Below are 17,921 nucleotides of genomic sequence, written 5' to 3'. Positions count from 1 at the left end.
TTATTTCTTGACTTGAGTGAAAAAAGAGTTTATATTACGTGGTAACCAGTGGTTAGTATTGACAGTTGAGGTGTTGAAATGAATCAATTGATATATCGTTTAATTTCCAAGAGAAAAAGAATTAGTCCACATATTGAAAAATTCGAGTTTGATATTGGGATATTCATTGTTAGTATTTGGGTTGTTGAAAAGGATAACCAATACTTCTTGATTGATAGTGGCTTAGCTAAATTATTACCACGAATGGCAGAGTATGTTGTTCGTAATTTTTATGATAAGAAAAGAGTTTCTGGAGTATTTTTAACACATGGACATTCTGACCATATTGGAGGAATTCCAAGATTAAAAACACTATTACCAAATCTTCCAATTGTAATCGACAGCAGAGAAATTCCTTTTGTCTCAGGAGAAAAACCATATCCTGGTCGAGAGAAGTTAGAGCCTATCACTTTTAAAAAGCAGGATTTTATTGAATTAGGAACTCCCGAATCAAATGAGTTGTTAGAACAAGCCGGGCTCAAAGCAATTTATTCACCAGGGCACTCACCGGGACATACCTGTTATTATCATGCAGAGGATAATCTACTAATTGGAGGAGATCTTCTGACGACGAACAGGGCGGGAGTGTTGAGCGCACCAATGAAAGAATATACAGCAGATATGCCGAAAGCTTTAGAAACAGCTCACACAGTATTGAAAGAATATAGCCAAGCTATACTTTCTGTTGCTCATGGTGGAGAAGTGAAGAATGCATTGCAAGAAATGGAGAAAAGTGAATGGTTTCAGAACAGTTAACAAGAGATAGAATTTTAGAAGCGGCAAGTAGTCTTTTTGCAGAAAAGTCTTTTCAAGAGGTTGGGATTCGAGAAATTGCCAAACGTGCAGGATGTTCTCATACAACTATTTATCTTTATTTCAAAAATAAGGATGAAATTCTGTTTGAAGTTGCCAGTGCCCCACTAGAAAAGTTATATCAAACGTCATTAGAAATCTATCAATCGAACGAGAGTGTAGAAGATAGATTATTAGGAGTTTGCCATCATTTTATTCAGTTTGGATTCCAATATGCGAGCTCTAACCAGCTTTTATTCATTGTTGAAGGGGAAGAAGTTGATTTACCCGAAGTCACAAAACCAATTAATCAGTTAAGAATGAAGAGTTTCAACATACTAAAATCGTTAATTCAAGCAGTATTACATCAATCAATCAGTGAAGAGAAATTATTCAATATCGTCCGTGGTACCTATTTGTTTTTGCAAGGAATGGTGATTAACTACGCTTCTGGGAATTGTGGATATAACGAAAGATTGCAGACAATTGTTACAGATTACTTAACCTTCACATTGTTGGATCGAAAGAATCTGTAAAAATAACTATTTTTGGAGGACAAGCATGTGATTATACAGGCGTTATCGAGTATGGTGACGATACTTGCGGTCATCGCGCTCGGCTATCTCTTGCAGGTCAAGGGATGGTTTAAGGAAGGATTCAGTAAGAGCATTGCGGATTTGATTTTGAAGATTGCTTTGCCAGCGTCCATCTTTGTTTCCGTATTAAAATTTATTACAAAAGAACAACTCGTGAGCTTCTTTGGAGCAAGCCTTTATCCGTTGATTACGGTGATTCTAGGATACATCGTGGCATGGGGCACTGTTGTTTTGTTCAAAGTTCCAGTTGGAAGACGCGGAGTGATGCTCAATACATTCGTGAATGCGAACACAGTTTTTATGGGGCTGCCGCTCAATCTTTCTCTTTTTGGAGAAGAAGCGATGCCGTACTTTTTGGTTTACTACGTCATTAATACATTGTCGATTTTTACTGTGGGAACTTATGTCGTAGCAATTGACCGTCCTGATGGAACTAAAAATAAAGGAATCGAGTGGAAGAGCCTCTGTTCGCCCCCGCTTATTGCGTTCTTGGTGGCATTAGGAGTTGTGGCGTTTGGAATTCCAATTCCATCATTTGCACAAAATTCCATTAGTATAGTAGGAAGTTTAGTAACGCCATTGTCCCTTATGTATATCGGGATCAACCTTCAGCAAAGTGGTCTTGGAACATTGCGCATCGACCGCGATACCGTACTTGCGCTAGCAGGGCGCTTTGTTATTTTTCCAATCATAATGGTATTGGTGTTACTTGTTGGAGGAGCGGATAATCCCTTATTAAAAGAAACCTTTATTATTCAGTCGACTATTCCAACGCTCGTGATTATGCCAATTTTAGCGGCAGAAGCTAAAGGAGATGTCGATTTTGCGACGAATGTGGTGACGATGACCACCATTGCTTACTTAGCAGCATTGCCATTGTGGTCGTTATTCTTATTTCTAATTTAACGCAATTACCATATATGGTAATTGCAGAGTACACAAAAAAGCGAAGAACCAATTTGGCTCTTCGCTTTATTTCATTTTATCTTATAAAAATTCATGCTTATCAAAGAAGTTACCTAAAACAGCTTTGATCTTTTGAGATTCGGTATCAATTTCTGTAATTTTAATGATAGAAGAATAATCAGACACATTGTGATTAGACACTCCAGATTCACAGAACACAACCGCTCCTGCAGTGGTTGAATCGAACTCTTGAATTAAGCTACGCATTCCGTTAATCGTACCACCAGCTTTTAAGAAATCGTCAACGATTAATACATTAGATCCACTAGGAAGTGTACGTTTAGATAATTCCATTTTCTCAACACGAGAAGAAGAACCGGAAACGTAGTTAATACTTACAGTCGAACCTTCTGTAATTTTTGAATCACGACGAACAATCACGAAAGGAACGTTTAAATAATTAGCTACCGTTTGTGCAATAGGAACACCCTTTGTTGCAACGGTCATAACGGCATCAATCTTCTTATCTTCGTAAGCAGATGCAATCATTTTTCCTAAATCATGTAATACATTTGGTTTTGCAAGTAAATCAGAAAGATAAATATATCCACCTGGCAATAAGCGACTTGCATCGTTCATTTGTTCTTTTAATTTCTCCGCAGCAGCCAATGCTTGTTCACGTTTGATTTTTGGTACAAAAATCACTCCGCCAGCAGCACCAGGGACTGTACGAATAATCCCAACACCTTGTTTTTCAAAAGTCTTCTTAATGATAGCAATATCTTCACTAATAGAAGATTTTGCGGACTGGTACAAAGTTGTAAATGTAGTTAATGAAATTAACGTATGTGGATTATCTAATAGACGTTGTGTCATATCAATAAGACGTTCACTTCTTTTCAATTTCATTGTATCGTCCTCCCTCTTTGAATGAACTACTTCTATATTATACATAAAATGACGAAAATTACAATTTCGAAAACCTGTATCATTCGGGAAAAAGCACCAAAAACACCTCTTTATAAAACGAACGTTCTATTTTTATAAAGAATATCTTTTCAGCGTGAGAAGTGTTATAAAAATAAGGCTGAACAAAGTTATGAAAAGTTTCTCAAAGGGAAATCGATTACTTCGAATCCTCACGGATATCTTCATAATAGCGGTAACGTTGCACCGGTTCGAGCCTAAGGTCTCTCACCTTTAAAACAAAAAATGGGGCGTAAGGATTAAAAATCCTACGCCCCTTATTTTTGTTTTAATGCGAATTCACGTTACTGCTATTTTAGAATCCGTGGATTCTCAGTAATCTCAATCTTAGTAAAGCATGCATATGGTTCAGCCTATTTTATAAACACTTCGAATTTTCAGTAAAACTTCAATACAAAAGAAAGTTTTTTATCCAACCACTCTCGACAGTTTAAATTCGTTTGAGTTCGATGCCGACAACTCCGTATTGTGCTTGTTTTTCCTTGGAATAGTATATCAACATGTCATCGGGATGTGCATTGTCCACGTCTTCTGGAGTATAACCACATTTTAATAGCGGTAGGTTCTCGTAGAGTTCTGTAAAGCTTTTAAAAACATGCAACTGAACCACTTCACAGAGTGTAGACTTAGAAGCATCTTCAGAATTGGTAAATCGAATCTGATCACCAATTTGAATCGATTGGCGTTTTTCATCGTAGAGGCGAAGCTCAATGGTTTTTTGGCCAGAAGCGATAGAAGCATACGGTTTTGGAAAGAGAGTCATCTCATGTAACATGACTAGTTCTCCTTGTTTAATACGAATTTTTCAACGGCAACAGCAACGCCGTCTTCGTCGTTTGTTGTTGTTACGAAGTTTGCAATTTCTTTAATGGAATCAATCGCATTTCCCATTGCAACACCAAGGCCAGCATATTCAATCATGTCACGGTCGTTTTCGTGGTCTCCAAGGCACATCACTTCGTCTCGTGTAAGCCCTAGTTTCTCAGCTAGATGATGCACGGCTTTTCCTTTGCTGGCTTCAGGGTGAATGACTTCGAGGTAAAAGCTGGCACTACGGAAAATGTTGTAACTGCTCTTGAAGTCGTCAGAAAGATTTGGAATTAATTCTTCTAACACTTCAGGCTCATCCACGAACATGATTTTGACGAATTCTTTATCGGTTGGAATGTCTTTGTATAATTGGTGCACGATAGGCATTCCAACAAGTTCACTCTCATGTTTAGAGTATTTCCCAACGGTTTCTGTTGGAACGAAAATCGCTTCTTCGTCAATAGCGTGGTAGTGCACATTGTATTTTGTAGCATAATCGTTCACGCGTTCTAAGTCGTCATGTATCATTGAGAAGCGAACGAGTGCTTTTTTCGAACCTGTTTGTTGGACAAGAGTTCCGTTGTAAGTTACGACATAATCGTGGTCGTTGACGAGGTCGAGTTCTTGAAGAAGACCTTCTACACCAGGATATGGTCGTCCTGTACAAAGAACCACATAGACTCCTTGTGCGCTTGCAGCGTTTAAAGCAGCCTTTACTCGAGGTGTAATTTCACGTTTTGAATTGAGCAGTGTGCCGTCGATATCGATGGCGATTAATTTGATAGACATAGTGCCTCCTTGAAAATTGTTAAATAGCGTTAAGTAATGTTTTGAGCTGGATAATTAGACGTCTTTAAAATAAGAATCTGAGCAAAAATACAATGCTTCTTGTCCATTACGGAAATCTTTTGGAGTGCTCCGTAAAATAGGGAAAACACAATATACCTTATAAGGTATATTGTGTTTTTTTATTTATAAAAAGTAATTGGTAGATGATGCTCACATCCTGTGAGCCCTCGTATCCTGTGAAGTTGAGTTCAAACCTGATCGTTCGCCCTCGTATCCTGTGTAGTTGAGTTCGCAATCGCAGAAATGGCGTGCGTTTCCCGAAACGTCCGCACGACTCGTTCCGAGTCCCTTCCGGCGTTCCGGTTCAACGTTCCATTTCTAGACGCGATTGCTCACATCCTGTTATTTCATCTGATTTGAAAACACGTCTAATTGTGCAGCGATCGTTTGGAATTCTTCATAGTCGTCCATGAAGAGGCCGTTTTGCATTTCGCCACTCACCATTTCACGAGGGAAGTAGAGGCGTTCATCTCCACGAACCTTTCCAGAAATAGCTTCTACAATCGAGCTGACTTGAGAAAGCTCGACCATATTTCCGTTGCGTTCTACGAGTTCAATTTGTGTTCTTGGCTTAATAGAATCTGGACGATAGAAATCATATGGTAAATCGAAACTGTTGTTAATCGCAGTATAATATTCAGGGTCAAACCCAACGGCTTCCACGATTTGTCTCATTCGATCGATTTTTGCGCCATCATTGATGCGGTTAAATGGCACTGATTTAAATGGACGACGATTAATGAAACGGTCGGATAAGTCACTTAAAATCGCATCTTCTTCTAAGAGCCAGTGGGAGAAGTACGTATTTAATACACCGTCATCAAGACGTAAGTAATCTTCCAATGTCCAAGTTCCTTCGAAGAAAGGTTTTAAGAATGTTGCAGAGTGTTTTAAAGGATTTGATTCTGAGTTGTAGCAAGCCGAAGCGCGTTTTAATAGGTGATTTAATACGACTTCCATCCCACGTGAAACGGGGTGGAAATATACTTGCATGTACATTTGATAACGACTCACGATGTAATCTTCCACCGCGTGCATTCCTGAATACGTAAATGCAATGCCGCCTTTATACGGACGAATTACACGGAGGATACGCGTAAGGTCAAAGGTTCCGTAATTTACCCCTGTGAAATAAGCATCACGAAGCAAGTAGTCCATACGGTCTGCATCGATTTGGCTTGAAATCAATTGCACCACTTGAGGATTTGGATGTGTTTTTTGAATCACGCTGGCCACTTCTTGTGGGAAAGTAGAAGAGACTTTACGTAAAATCTGGTTCACTTCGGTTCCTTCAGACAAGATGATATCAATAGTGATTTGTTCATGGTTTGTGTCGAAAATTTTCTCAAAGGTATGAGAGTATGGGCCATGTCCTACATCATGCAGTAAAGCTGCGCATAGCACTACGAGGCGATTACGATCGTCCCAAAGGCCATCTCCTTCTTCTTGAGTAGCGTAATTTCTGGCGAAATTATCGCAAATGCGTCGAGCGATTTCATACACTCCAAGAGAATGCGAGAATCTAGAATGTTCTGCAGTATGGAAAGTGTACATAGAGGCGCCCGTTTGTTTAATTCTGCGGAGTCGTTGTAATTCACGGCTGTTAATCAATTCCAGAATAATTGGATGTTGCACATGGATATAATCGTGAACAGGGTCACGAAATACTTTTTCACGTTTGAATGCTTCTGTCATTCGTTTTACTCCTTCTTTCGTTTAGATTGTGAAATGTTATCATAAGCACTTCCAGTGTATGCTATTTTCGGCGGAAATGCAAGAGGGTTTTGTTGAAAAAAGCCTTTATAACGCTATTTTTGAAGGGTTATTGTCTTTGAATAAATCGATCGAGTGCTTTCTGGAATTCCGGAGTGAGAGTGAAGTCAATTTTTGTCTCTTCAAGAGAGCAACCCATCTGTGTTAATGCTTGTAAGACGCGAATTTGTACTTCTTCAATCGTGAGGGAGAGTCCTAAAGCATCTCCAATATTCCACATGCTATCGGCGTTTACCGTTGGGAAATGCCATTTGGTTTCTTGACCTTGGATTGCATGGTCATAAAAATCACGAACGACTTGACCGCGATAGTGTTGGTCTCCAAACACACTCAAGTAAATGGACACACAAACCACATCTTTTAACCTGCGTTGTGCAATGCCGGCAATTTTTCTTCCTTGAATGCTTAAATCATAATCGCCAGGGCAATAAGAATCACTGACTTCAAATGCATTGATTCCACCTAACGAGGTAGATTCTGGGAAGCTTTGCTGAATTAATTGCTGCATCCACTCGTACGCTTGATTGATTGTAGGCATTTGTTCGTTTTTGAAAAGAAGGCTAATGTTTAAGATCCCTTCGTTACTAACGACAGCAAGGCCTCCTGCTTGGCGGACAATGGGAGTAAATCCATGCGAGCGAAGTCGATCTAAGCCTTCCTCTAGAAATGGGACTTTTGTATCGGTCATTCCAAGAATAATAATATCTTCTAGTGTCCAAAAATGAACGAAAGGTCCCGTTTGCTCTTTCGTTAAATGGCGAATAATGGTTTCATCTAGAGCAAAAGGAGTCAAGATTTGTTCTAGTGAAGTGGTTTTTTCGATTTGAGTAGCGACCAGTTTAACGGTCTGGTGTTGAATTGGTGATGATGTCATAGGTTTCTCCTTTAGAGTTCTTCGTGTTTTATTATAACAAAAGTTCAGAATGGGGTCGTCCGATATGCCGTTTTTAAGCCGTTTCTTAGGAAATTATTAAGTAAAATTCAAGAATCTTAAAAATGACTAGCATAAATAGGTTTTTTTTTATAGGATAAAATTGAAAAAAGAACGAAAAGAGGGAATGCCCATGAAAATTTTAGTAGTAGATGACGATCGCGAAATCGTTGAACTATTAACCATTTATTTAAAAAATGAAAGCTATGAAATCGTAAAAGCATACGATGGAAAACAAGCTCTCGAAAAATTAAAAATGTATCCAGATATCGATATGATTATTTTGGATATTATGATGCCACGTCTAGACGGAATCTCAGTGGTTCATGAAGTGCGTAAAGAAAATGCGCAATTACCAATTCTTTTATTAAGTGCGAAGTCTACAGACATCGATAAGATTCAAGGATTAACCAATGGGGCGGATGATTATGTGACGAAACCATTCAACCCACTAGAAGTGATTGCCCGTGTGAAATCATTACTTCGCCGTTCGACCATTACGCAAGAAGGTCCAGCAAACGAAGAAATTACTATCGGACCATTAACAATCAAAAAAGAATCGCATCAAGTGACTACTTCTGATGGAAAAGAAATTCAATTAACGGTATTAGAATTTGGAATTTTATTCTTATTAGCGAGTCATCCAAACCGAGTATTTAGCGCTGATGAAATTTTTGAGACCGTATGGCAACAAGAAAGTATTGTTTCTACAAAAACAGTAATGGTACACGTAAGTCACTTGCGCGATAAAATTGCTGAAGCCACTGGAGGAGAAAAAGTCATCGAAACAGTATGGGGAGTAGGCTATAAAATTGAAGACAAATAAACAAAAGATTCTTCAAATTGGAAAAGCAAAAAACGAACCGACCATTCTCACACTGACGCGTAAAGAAATCAGTGAACTGGTTTTAGAGGGGATTGTCACTCTCTGTGTGGTATTTCTACTCTATCTAGGTATCTTAGTGATGATTAGTCAGTTAGTGAATGAGCCGGGAATCATTTCGATTCAGTTCTCAGCAAGAGACGTGTTGCAAATTGGCACGGATCAAATGCTTCTCTATAAAAATATCTTCACGATTACTTCCATTATTTTTGCGATTGCATTTACCTATTGGAGATTAATGAGAAGATATCAACAAATGCAATTGAATCATATTTTAGATGAACTGCATTTGATTGCGGAAGGACGATACGATAGACGAATTCCATTCCAGTTAAGTGGGGATATGGGACAAGTTGTGAATAGTATTAATCGTCTTGTAGATTCGACGGTGAACGCTCTAGAAGAAGAACGCGCTATCGAAAAGTCAAAAGATGAATTGATTACAAACGTCTCACATGATATCCGGACACCATTGACGTCCATCCTTGGATACTTAGGCTTGATTGTGAATCAGCCGAAGATTGATACGGAGGATGCAAAGCGTTATGCAGAAATCGCATATTCAAAAGCCGAGCAAATGAAATTGCTTGTCGATGATTTGTTTGAATACACGACGAGTAGACCGAATGGGGCTCCACTGCGACTGAACGATATTCCGATTGTGAATTTTCTTGAGCAAATTGCAGCGGACTTTGAATTAGAAGCTCAAAAACGTCACATGGCAATAGAAGTGTCTTCAGAAAACCGTGACGTGGTGCTGGAATTAGATGCTGAGAAAATGGTACGAGTGATTAACAATCTGTTATCGAACGCCATTAAATACGGTCATGAAAATTCAACCATCTTAATGGAAGTGTTGAAGAAAGAGGGCGTTATTACCATCGCGGTAAGAAATGAAGGCGACCCGATTTCAAAAGAAGTATTGGATCAACTCTTTACAAGGTTCTATCGTGCAGAAGGCTCTCGTTCAAAAGAAACAGGTGGTACAGGTTTAGGGTTAGCGATTGCGGAAAACATTGTACATTCCCATGGAGGAATCATGTTTGCCGAGTCGGAAAACGGACAAACGAGTTTCTATGTCTGTCTACCCACTGAAAACCAAGGACCTTTAAAAGAAATGACAAATCACAAATAAATACCGAGAAGGACGGCTACGTGCTTTCCTTTTCGGTTATTTTTATTCGCAAAAAAGCGAGAGAGTTGATACTATGACAAGAGACATTATGAGGGAGGAATCAAGATGAAACTAGCAACATGGAATGTGAATGGCATTCGTTCTGTTTTAAATAAAGGAGCGCTGCAAGAATATGTGTTAGAGAGCAATCCAGATATTTTATGCTTACAAGAGACAAAAGCGCAACAAGACCAAGTAGAGTTGGGAATGGAATTTAGTGAATATGAGGTATTCTTCAATTCAGCAGTGAAAAAAGGATACTCAGGGACAGCCATTTTTACGAAAGAAAAACCTTTATCTGTAGAATATGGAATTGGAATAGAAGAGCATGACCAAGAAGGGCGTGTGATTACAGCGGAATACGAGAAGTTCTATTTAGTGACGGTGTATACTCCGAATGCGAAACGTGACTTATCTCGCCTCGAGTATCGCCAAGTATGGGAAGATGACTTCCTTGCTTTTATCAAAAAACTAGAAGAAACAAAGCCTGTAATTTTCTGTGGGGACTTAAATGTGGCGCATAAAGAAATCGACTTGGCAAATCCGAAAACAAATACGATGAATGCAGGATTTACAAAAGAAGAACGTGCAAAATTTGATCAAGTCGTCAATAATGACTTAGTAGATGCGTTCCGTTACTTATATCCGGATACGCTAGGAGCCTACAGTTGGTGGAGTTACATGGGAGGGGCCCGCGCTCGAAATGTCGGATGGAGAATTGATTATTTTGTGATTTCACAACCACTAACAGCCCTCCTTCAAGAAGTAAAAATCCGAAGTGATGTCACCGGAAGCGATCATTGTCCAGTAGAAATGAACATTGAATTGTAGAACATTTGTTCGTGTTGTAAAAATTTGATACAATAGAGGTATCAATTATAAAGAGGTATTCAAATGGCAAAAGACCATATTGTCGTGCATGGAGCACGATCTCATAATTTAAAAAACATTGATGTGAGTATTCCTCGTGATCAATTTGTCGTGATTACAGGATTATCGGGTTCAGGAAAAAGTTCGTTAGCCTTCGACACTTTATACGCTGAAGGACAACGCCGTTATGTGGAAAGTCTGTCTGCGTATGCGCGTCAATTTTTAGGGCAAATGGACAAACCTGATGTAGATAGTATCGATGGCTTAAGTCCGGCGATTGCGATCGATCAAAAAACCACATCTAGAAACCCACGTTCAACAGTGGGTACTGTTACAGAAATTAATGATTATTTACGTTTATTATATGCACGTGTTGGGAAACCAATCTGTCCAAACGATGGAACACCGATTGAAAGCCAATCTCTCGAACAGATGGTCAATCGTGTGATGGAAATGCCCGAAAAAACAAAGATTCAAGTGCTTGCTCCTGTTGTGGTCCAAAAGAAAGGGGAGCATAAAAAAGTCTTTGAAAAAATTCAAAAAGATGGATATGTGCGTGTGCGCGTCGATGGCGAGATGCATGAAGTCACTGATGAACTGAATTTAGAGAAGAACAAAAAGCATAATATCGAAATCGTTGTGGACCGTATTGTGGTGAGTGATAAGAGTCGTTCACGTCTATTCGATTCGATTGAAGCAGCTCTCCGTTTAGCGGAGGGGTATGCCATTGTAGATGTGATTGGTGGGGAAGAACATCTCTTTAGCGAACACCATTCATGTCCGATTTGTGGATTTACAGTTGGCGAATTAGAGCCGCGTCTTTTCTCCTTTAATGCGCCATTTGGAGCTTGTCCGGAATGTGATGGCCTTGGATCAAAACTCGAAGTGGACTTGGAATTAATTGTTCCCGATAAGAGTTTGACATTAGAAGAAGGAGCGCTTGTTCCGTGGAATCCTATTAGCTCCAACTATTATCCATCGATGCTCAGCCAATTTTGTGAGCAATTTAAGATTCCGATGAATATTCCGTTTGAAAAATTGACACAGTCACAAGTCAATATGGTTCTGTATGGTTCCGGAGATGCTACTTTCCAATTCCATCATGAAAATGAATTTGGTGGAGTTCGAGATGTAGAAATCCCATTTGAAGGTGTGGCAGTGAATGTGGAACGCCGCTATCGTGAAACCAATAGTGATTTTACAAGAGAACAAATGCGCCAATATATGACAGAATCCGCTTGTAAGACTTGTCATGGCTTCCGTTTAAACGAACAAGCCTTATCTGTCAAAGTAGGTGGAAAAAATATTAGCGAAGTCTTCTCTCTGTCTGTGGATGATGAGATTGACTTCTTCAAAGACTTAAACTTATCTGAAACGGATGAGCAAATCGCAGCTCCAATCTTAAAAGAAGTAAGTTCTCGTCTGAAATTCTTACGCAATGTTGGTTTGCAATACTTAACCTTAAGCCGTGCCGCAGGAACTTTATCTGGGGGAGAAGCGCAACGAATTCGTTTAGCGACTCAAATCGGTTCTAACCTATCGGGCGTCCTCTATATTTTAGATGAACCTTCGATTGGACTTCACCAAAGAGACAATGACCGCTTAATTGAGTCCTTGAAGAGCATGCGAGACCTTGGAAATACCTTGATTGTCGTAGAACATGATGAAGATACCATGCGTGCTGCGGACTACTTGATTGATATCGGCCCAGGTGCGGGTGAATTCGGTGGTGAGATTATCGCTGCAGGCACTCCAAAAGAAGTGGAGAAGAATCCAAAATCACTCACCGGTCAATATTTAGCTGGGAAAAAATATATTCCAGTTCCAAGCGAACGCCGCAGGGAAGATAAGGGCTGGATCCACTTAAAAGGCGCTGCGGAAAACAACTTACGTGGTATCGATGTGGATGTACCACTTGGACGCTTTGTTGCGGTCACAGGGGTATCCGGTTCTGGAAAGAGCTCACTTGTGAACAGCGTATTGAAGAAAGCCTTAGCGCGTGAGATTACACGTACGAAGGAAAAACCAGGGAAGTTCAAGAGCATCTCAGGATTTGAGAGCCTGGATAAGATTATCGATATCGACCAAAGCCCAATCGGAAGAACCCCACGAAGCAACCCGGCTACGTATACGGGTGTATTCGATGATATTCGTGATTTATTTGCAACCACAAACGAAGCGAAAATCCGCGGATATAAGAAAGGTCGTTTCAGTTTCAATGTGAAGGGTGGACGATGCGAGTCTTGTAAAGGGGACGGTATCCTGAAAATCGAGATGCACTTCCTGCCAGACGTATATGTGCCGTGTGAAGTCTGCCACGGAACGCGTTATAACTCTGAAACGCTCGAAGTGAAATACAAAGGAAAGAGTATTGCGGATGTTCTTCAATTGACCGTTGATGAAGCGGTGGAATTCTTCCAAGCCGTACCGAAAATCAAACGTAAATTACAGACGATTAAGGATGTCGGACTCGGATACGTAACCCTTGGACAATCAGCCACAACGCTCTCTGGGGGAGAAGCGCAACGAATGAAGTTAGCTAGTGAACTCCAACGTGTCTCAACCGGTAATACCTTCTACGTGCTTGATGAACCAACGACTGGTCTGCATACGGACGATATCGCACGTCTACTTGAAGTGTTGAATCGTTTAGTTGAAGCAGGGAATACTGTACTTGTCATCGAACATAACTTAGATGTGATTAAGACCGCTGACTATATCATTGATATGGGACCAGAAGGCGGTAGCGGTGGAGGTCTTGTCATTGCGACAGGGACGCCAGAAGAAGTGGCCAAAGATAAAAACAGTCACACGGGTCGTTATTTAAAACGCGCCTTAGAAGCAGCTGCCTCTCAAAAAAAGAAGTAGAAAATTGCTAGAAGAGATAGTTTGAAGAAGGTTGTTATGCTATACTCAACATAGATAATTTCTCAGGGGGAAACTTGAATGAACATGAAAGAATTAGTCGGCAAGAAAGCCGCAGAATATGTAGAAAGTGGAATGACGGTTGGTTTAGGAACTGGTTCGACTGCCTACTATTTTGTGGAAGAAATCGGTCGACGAGTAAAAGAAGAAGGACTTGAAATTGTTGGAGTAACAACTTCCCTAGCAACGAAGAAACAAGCAGAAGCACTTGGAATTCCATTGAAGAGCGTGGATGAAGTAGATTATATCGACGTCACAATCGATGGCGCAGACGAAATCGCTCCTGATTTTTCAGGAATCAAAGGCGGTGGCGGTGCGTTATTATTCGAAAAAATCGTTGCCGAGCAATCAAAGAGCGTAATCTGGATTGTAGACGAATCAAAAATGGTCGACTATTTAGGTCGTTTCCCATTACCAGTGGAAGTAGTGCCTTATGGTTCGCTTCAATTATTCAAACGTTTTGAAGCGCTAGGATACAAACCAACGTTCCGCGAACGTGACGGAGAACGCTACTTAACTGATAGCAAAAACTACATTATCGACTTGGATGTGTATCCAATTAAAGACCCAATCGCTTTCGGAGAAAAAATCAAAGGTATGACAGGTGTGGTAGAGCAAGGCCTCTTTACAAACATGACCGATATCGTGCTTGTTGGAACTCCTGATGGGGTTGTCGTAAAACAATTCTAAAAAATAACCCGCTTAGAGTCAGCGATGATGCGTGATTCTAAGCGGGTTTTTGTTATAGTAAACCGTGTCGAATTGCACACGGTTAATTTTATAATGATGAGGCATTTTTTCAATTTGCGTAAGAAAAACAAGGCATTTTGTGCTATACTAGTAAAGATTTAGTACTGAAAGGATCTGATGAAATGTCATCATTCATGGAAAAAAGAAAAGGGCTACTTTGTACGTTTGCCGTAGCAGTTGTCGCAGTCATACTCGGAGATTTATTCCCCGTGATTGGAAGTGCGGTATTTGCCATTATTTTAGGAATGGTCTTAAACCAATTTTGGAAAATCCCAAGTGATTTTAGACCGGGAATTAACTATTCAGCGAAAAAATTATTACATTATTCGATTATTGCGCTTGGATTTACAATGTCGTTTGCGCAAGTGAGCCAAACAGGTGCGTCATCGTTCCCAGTGACGATTGTGACGATTTCGATTGCATTTTTAACAGCGCTATTTGTAGGGAACTTCTTCAAACTTTCTCGTCCATTGAAGATTCTTGTTGGATTCGGAACTGCCATTTGCGGGGGCTCGGCGATCGCTGCAGCTTCACCAATCATTAAAGCCGAAGACGATGAAGTAGCGTTGTCGATTTCAACCATCTTCCTTTTCAATGTAATGGCGGTATTCTTATTCCCATTCTTAGGACATATGATGGGCATGGACGCATCGCAGTTCGGGCTTTGGGCAGGAACAGCGATTAACGATACATCCAGCGTGGTCGCAGCCGGCGCAAGTTACAGTGCGGAAGCCCTAGAAATCGCGACAATCGTAAAACTGACTCGTGCATTGATGATTGTTCCAGCGTGTATTGTGTTATCTTTAGTCGAAGCACGCCGTATGAAACAAGAAGGACAAAGCGTTCAATGGAAAAAAATCGTGCCAATGTTTATCATTTGGTTCATGGTCGCTTCGATTATTACAAGTGTGGGCTTATTCCCAAATTTCCTTGTACCGTATGCAAAATTAGCATCTAAATGGTTGATGGCGATGGCATTAGTAGGTATCGGAATGCAAGTTTCTTTCAAACAATTCAAAGAAGCAGGGGCAAAACCAATCTTAACAGGTTTAGCAACTTGGTTTATGGTGGCTGTTTCTAGCTTAATCATGCAGTACTTCGTTTTATAGAAAGGACATCTCATGAAAAGATTATTAGGACTCGGGTTCTGGATTAGCGCCTTGTACTTTGTTTTATATTCGAAACTCCCAGCGCTACAAGCCTTCGTGAACACACCAGTAGGACCTTATGTGCATGTCGCGATGGTCTTGTTACTGATTGTGGGGATTTTCTTCTACGTACTGCGCATTATCCATTTCTTATTTTTCCCGTAAAAAATGAAACCAGCTTAGGCAGAATGTCTAAGCTGGTTTTATCATTCAATAAATAAAAAAACACTCTCGATATTTTCTCGAGAGTGCAAGTATAGTCTGTTACAACATATACCGCTATCAATACATCAATTTTACTGATAAAACTAATAGCTGTCAAGTAGAAATAAAGCGCTGGAGGTCTGAAATTTTGGAAAAAATATCATTACCTAGAATCTTATGAAATTCACTTGTAGGGATTCTTTCAGAAAGGCGAACAACAATTTTACGAAATTGAATAGTGATATTTTTTAATTCAGTTTTAGAGTACTTTAACCCTTTTAAATATAGAATAACGAGTGTTAAATAGTCAACAATGGATTCAAATTGAATGTTGGAGGTGCCCACTAATACTTCAATATTTGTTTTTATTGCATCTTTTATATTTCTATTTTTAAATCTAGTGTCAAAAATAATATGGTTGTGAGCCATACCGTTTCTAAATTCATTTAGTATCAATAAGTGTTGGGTTATTTCGGATCCAACAGTATCATTACTAGAATAAATATTTAATTTCCGGAGTATTTCAATTCTACTTTGAACGCTCATATGGTGAATAAAATCCCCAAGTTTACCAAGAGAGATTATTTCAAAAATAACCCAAATCGGTAGAGGGCTTCCAGAATCGATTTTACTGGTAACCATATTATTCCTTTGATAATTCATATGAATGCTAGTATGAATATCTTTTTGCAGTTTTAATTTTTCCTTTAGCATCTTTGCTTGTTTTGGGCCAGTGTACCGGCGATAGTCTGTTAATTGATTTGAAAAAACATCTTCGAAAGTTGCCTTTGAATTCGTAACGAGACAATCTAAAATGAGATTTTTTACGGATGATTCCAACGATAAGACAGGAGACAATAATAATTTTTTTAGTTCAGTATCAAAATCGTATATCGCGATAATCTCATCGAAATCTGTAAAGTTGAAGAGATGATTCTTTTCTTTATGGAATCTATAGCCTTTATACCCGTGATAATATCCCATTTGAAGCAGTTTGTTTTTATGCTTTGTGCCACTGATATTTATTTTATGAGCATCTCGAATATGCTTCATTAAAGCTGCGGTTGATTTTCCTTTCAATTTAATCCCACCTTTAAAATTAATCCTAACCTTTAATAATTATATCACAAACAAAATAGAGAGGAACTATAATTTTAAGATTAGTGGTATAAAAACAGCCTACTTTTTTCAAAGTAGGCTGTTTTTGAGTGTTAACGTTGGGCAAGATGTTTCCAATCAATCCCGCGGGCATCACACCAGTTTTGTATGCTTGGTGCGACCACGATTGGGGCTTGTTGGAGACTAGAGATGCTACCTGCACCGACAAGCGTTAAGATCGTTGTCAGTTGCTCTTTCCAGGTTTGGACCGTATGGATTGCGTCTGGAAGGGAGTCGTCTTTCCGTACGAGATGCAACATTTCCCCAGACAATCCGACCAAGCTAGCTCCTAGCGCGAAGCATTTGGACATGTCGAGTGGCGTCTTCACACCGCCGGAAGCGATGATTGGGGTGCGGCTTCCTTGGGCTTCCATGAGCGACGTCAAGGTTGTTTGGCCCCAGTCTTCTAGGAAATCGAGTTTATCTTCCTTGCGACGGCCGTTTTCGATTTTTGCGAAATTCGTACCGCCAGTACCACTAATATCGATGGCAGCGACGCCAATACTTTCCAGTTGTGCGATGGCTTCGCGGCTAAATCCAAATCCGACTTCTTTAACGATGACGGGAACAGCACTCGTCTTAACGATTTCTTCGATATTTTTAAGCCAATTGCTAAAGACGCGGTCACCTTCTGGCATGACGAGTTCTTGTGCACGGTTGACGTGAATTTGAATCGCGTTGGCTTCGATGAGTTCGACAGCTCGTTTAGCAGCCTCAGCGTTGTAATGCGCACCAAGGTTCGCAAAGAGGATGCCGTTTGGATTTTCTTGGCGAATCACCTTGAAGCTTTCCGCACTTTCAGGAAATTTCATCGCGATACTCATCGAACCAGTCGCCATTGCCATGCCTGTTTCACGAGCCAAGATGGCTAAGCGCTGGTTTAACGCAGTCGTGAGTGGGCTCCCACCTGTGATGGCATTGATGAAAAATGGAACGTCGAAGGTAAGCCCGGTAAGTTTGGTCTGTAATGTCACATCAGCCACATCAACGGTCGTGAAGGGATGATGTACAAAGCGCGTTTCCACGAACTCGGGAGCGCTCGTTGCACGGTATTGCTGGTTCGCATGACCTACGTGTTCGTCCTTTCGATTCATTTGTTGTTGAAATAAATCCATCATTAATCTCC

The 17,921-nt window shown here is 40.1% G+C and carries 17 protein-coding genes; 10 read left to right on the top strand and 7 right to left on the bottom strand.

Features of this window, described 5'->3' with window-relative positions:
* Positions 1-78: 78 nt before the first annotated feature.
* Genes ADH99_RS07425 through ADH99_RS07415 form a run of 3 tightly spaced genes read left to right on the top strand, consistent with a single transcriptional unit; the run spans position 79 to position 2,333 of the window.
* Positions 79-795: an MBL fold metallo-hydrolase gene (locus ADH99_RS07425; protein ID WP_049554776.1), complete on the top strand. Its 717-nt coding sequence runs from the start codon at positions 79-81 to the stop codon at positions 793-795.
* Complete coding sequence (locus ADH99_RS07420; protein ID WP_049554775.1) at positions 777-1,367, top strand: TetR/AcrR family transcriptional regulator; 591 nt, start codon at positions 777-779, stop codon at positions 1,365-1,367. The genes ADH99_RS07425 and ADH99_RS07420 overlap by 19 nt, the downstream gene beginning before the upstream one ends.
* A gap of 27 nt (positions 1,368-1,394) precedes the next feature.
* The gene (locus ADH99_RS07415; RefSeq protein WP_244266363.1) at positions 1,395-2,333 is read left to right on the top strand and encodes an AEC family transporter; all 939 of its coding nucleotides are present in this window, start codon (positions 1,395-1,397) and stop codon (positions 2,331-2,333) included.
* 81 nt (positions 2,334-2,414) lie between these two features.
* Here ADH99_RS07415 and purR read toward each other — a convergent pair whose 3' ends face one another.
* From purR to ADH99_RS07390, 5 genes are all read right to left on the bottom strand, one after another.
* The gene (purR, locus tag ADH99_RS07410) at positions 2,415-3,242 is read right to left on the bottom strand and encodes a pur operon repressor (RefSeq protein WP_039849302.1); all 828 of its coding nucleotides are present in this window, start codon (positions 3,240-3,242) and stop codon (positions 2,415-2,417) included.
* A gap of 508 nt (positions 3,243-3,750) precedes the next feature.
* The gene (locus ADH99_RS07405; protein ID WP_049554773.1) at positions 3,751-4,095 is read right to left on the bottom strand and encodes an ASCH domain-containing protein; all 345 of its coding nucleotides are present in this window, start codon (positions 4,093-4,095) and stop codon (positions 3,751-3,753) included.
* Positions 4,096-4,097: 2 nt separating this feature from the next.
* Positions 4,098-4,919 (bottom strand): sugar-phosphatase, encoded by an 822-nt coding sequence (gene yidA / locus ADH99_RS07400; RefSeq protein ID WP_049554772.1) that lies wholly within the window; start codon positions 4,917-4,919, stop codon positions 4,098-4,100.
* Between the two features lie 402 nt (positions 4,920-5,321).
* Positions 5,322-6,674 (bottom strand): HD domain-containing protein, encoded by a 1,353-nt coding sequence (locus ADH99_RS07395; protein WP_049554771.1) that lies wholly within the window; start codon positions 6,672-6,674, stop codon positions 5,322-5,324.
* 127 nt (positions 6,675-6,801) lie between these two features.
* Positions 6,802-7,626, bottom strand: coding sequence for a lipoate--protein ligase family protein (locus ADH99_RS07390; RefSeq protein WP_049554770.1), 825 nt, complete (start codon positions 7,624-7,626; stop codon positions 6,802-6,804).
* A gap of 190 nt (positions 7,627-7,816) precedes the next feature.
* Here ADH99_RS07390 and ADH99_RS07385 point away from each other — a divergent pair, with 190 nt between their 5' ends.
* The 7 genes from ADH99_RS07385 (at position 7,817) to ADH99_RS07355 (ending at position 15,598) form a co-directional block, all read left to right on the top strand.
* Positions 7,817-8,509 carry a response regulator transcription factor gene (locus tag ADH99_RS07385; protein WP_039849301.1) on the top strand — a complete coding sequence of 231 codons (693 nt, stop codon included), beginning with the start codon at positions 7,817-7,819 and terminating at the stop codon, positions 8,507-8,509.
* On the top strand, positions 8,496-9,701 hold the full coding sequence (locus ADH99_RS07380) for a sensor histidine kinase (RefSeq protein ID WP_082160237.1): 1,206 nt from the start codon (positions 8,496-8,498) through the stop codon (positions 9,699-9,701). The genes ADH99_RS07385 and ADH99_RS07380 overlap by 14 nt, the downstream gene beginning before the upstream one ends.
* 105 nt (positions 9,702-9,806) lie before the next feature.
* Positions 9,807-10,571, top strand: coding sequence for an exodeoxyribonuclease III (locus ADH99_RS07375; RefSeq protein WP_049554769.1), 765 nt, complete (start codon positions 9,807-9,809; stop codon positions 10,569-10,571).
* Between the two features lie 63 nt (positions 10,572-10,634).
* Positions 10,635-13,478, top strand: a complete 2,844-nt coding sequence (uvrA, locus tag ADH99_RS07370) for an excinuclease ABC subunit UvrA (protein ID WP_049554768.1) — start codon at positions 10,635-10,637, stop codon at positions 13,476-13,478.
* Between the two features lie 78 nt (positions 13,479-13,556).
* The gene (gene rpiA, locus ADH99_RS07365) at positions 13,557-14,225 is read left to right on the top strand and encodes a ribose-5-phosphate isomerase RpiA (protein WP_005608021.1); all 669 of its coding nucleotides are present in this window, start codon (positions 13,557-13,559) and stop codon (positions 14,223-14,225) included.
* A 182-nt stretch (positions 14,226-14,407) separates the two neighbouring features.
* Positions 14,408-15,394 carry a YeiH family protein gene (locus tag ADH99_RS07360; RefSeq protein WP_244266362.1) on the top strand — a complete coding sequence of 329 codons (987 nt, stop codon included), beginning with the start codon at positions 14,408-14,410 and terminating at the stop codon, positions 15,392-15,394.
* A 12-nt stretch (positions 15,395-15,406) separates the two neighbouring features.
* Positions 15,407-15,598: a hypothetical protein gene (locus ADH99_RS07355; RefSeq protein WP_005608016.1), complete on the top strand. Its 192-nt coding sequence runs from the start codon at positions 15,407-15,409 to the stop codon at positions 15,596-15,598.
* A 153-nt stretch (positions 15,599-15,751) separates the two neighbouring features.
* Here the strand turns inward: ADH99_RS07355 and ADH99_RS07350 are convergent, their stop codons facing one another.
* Complete coding sequence (locus ADH99_RS07350; protein ID WP_049554767.1) at positions 15,752-16,717, bottom strand: Abi family protein; 966 nt, start codon at positions 16,715-16,717, stop codon at positions 15,752-15,754.
* A 131-nt stretch (positions 16,718-16,848) separates the two neighbouring features.
* Positions 16,849-17,913, bottom strand: coding sequence for a type 2 isopentenyl-diphosphate Delta-isomerase (gene fni, locus ADH99_RS07345; protein WP_049554766.1), 1,065 nt, complete (start codon positions 17,911-17,913; stop codon positions 16,849-16,851).
* Positions 17,914-17,921: the final 8 nt, after the last annotated feature.

It is taken from the genome of Granulicatella sp. 572.rep1_STHE, from assembly GCF_001073445.1.
GTDB lineage: Bacteria > Bacillota > Bacilli > Lactobacillales > Aerococcaceae > Granulicatella > Granulicatella adiacens.
The sequence above is the reverse complement of the archived record's forward strand: the minus strand, read 5'-3'. Positions and strand labels throughout refer to the sequence as shown.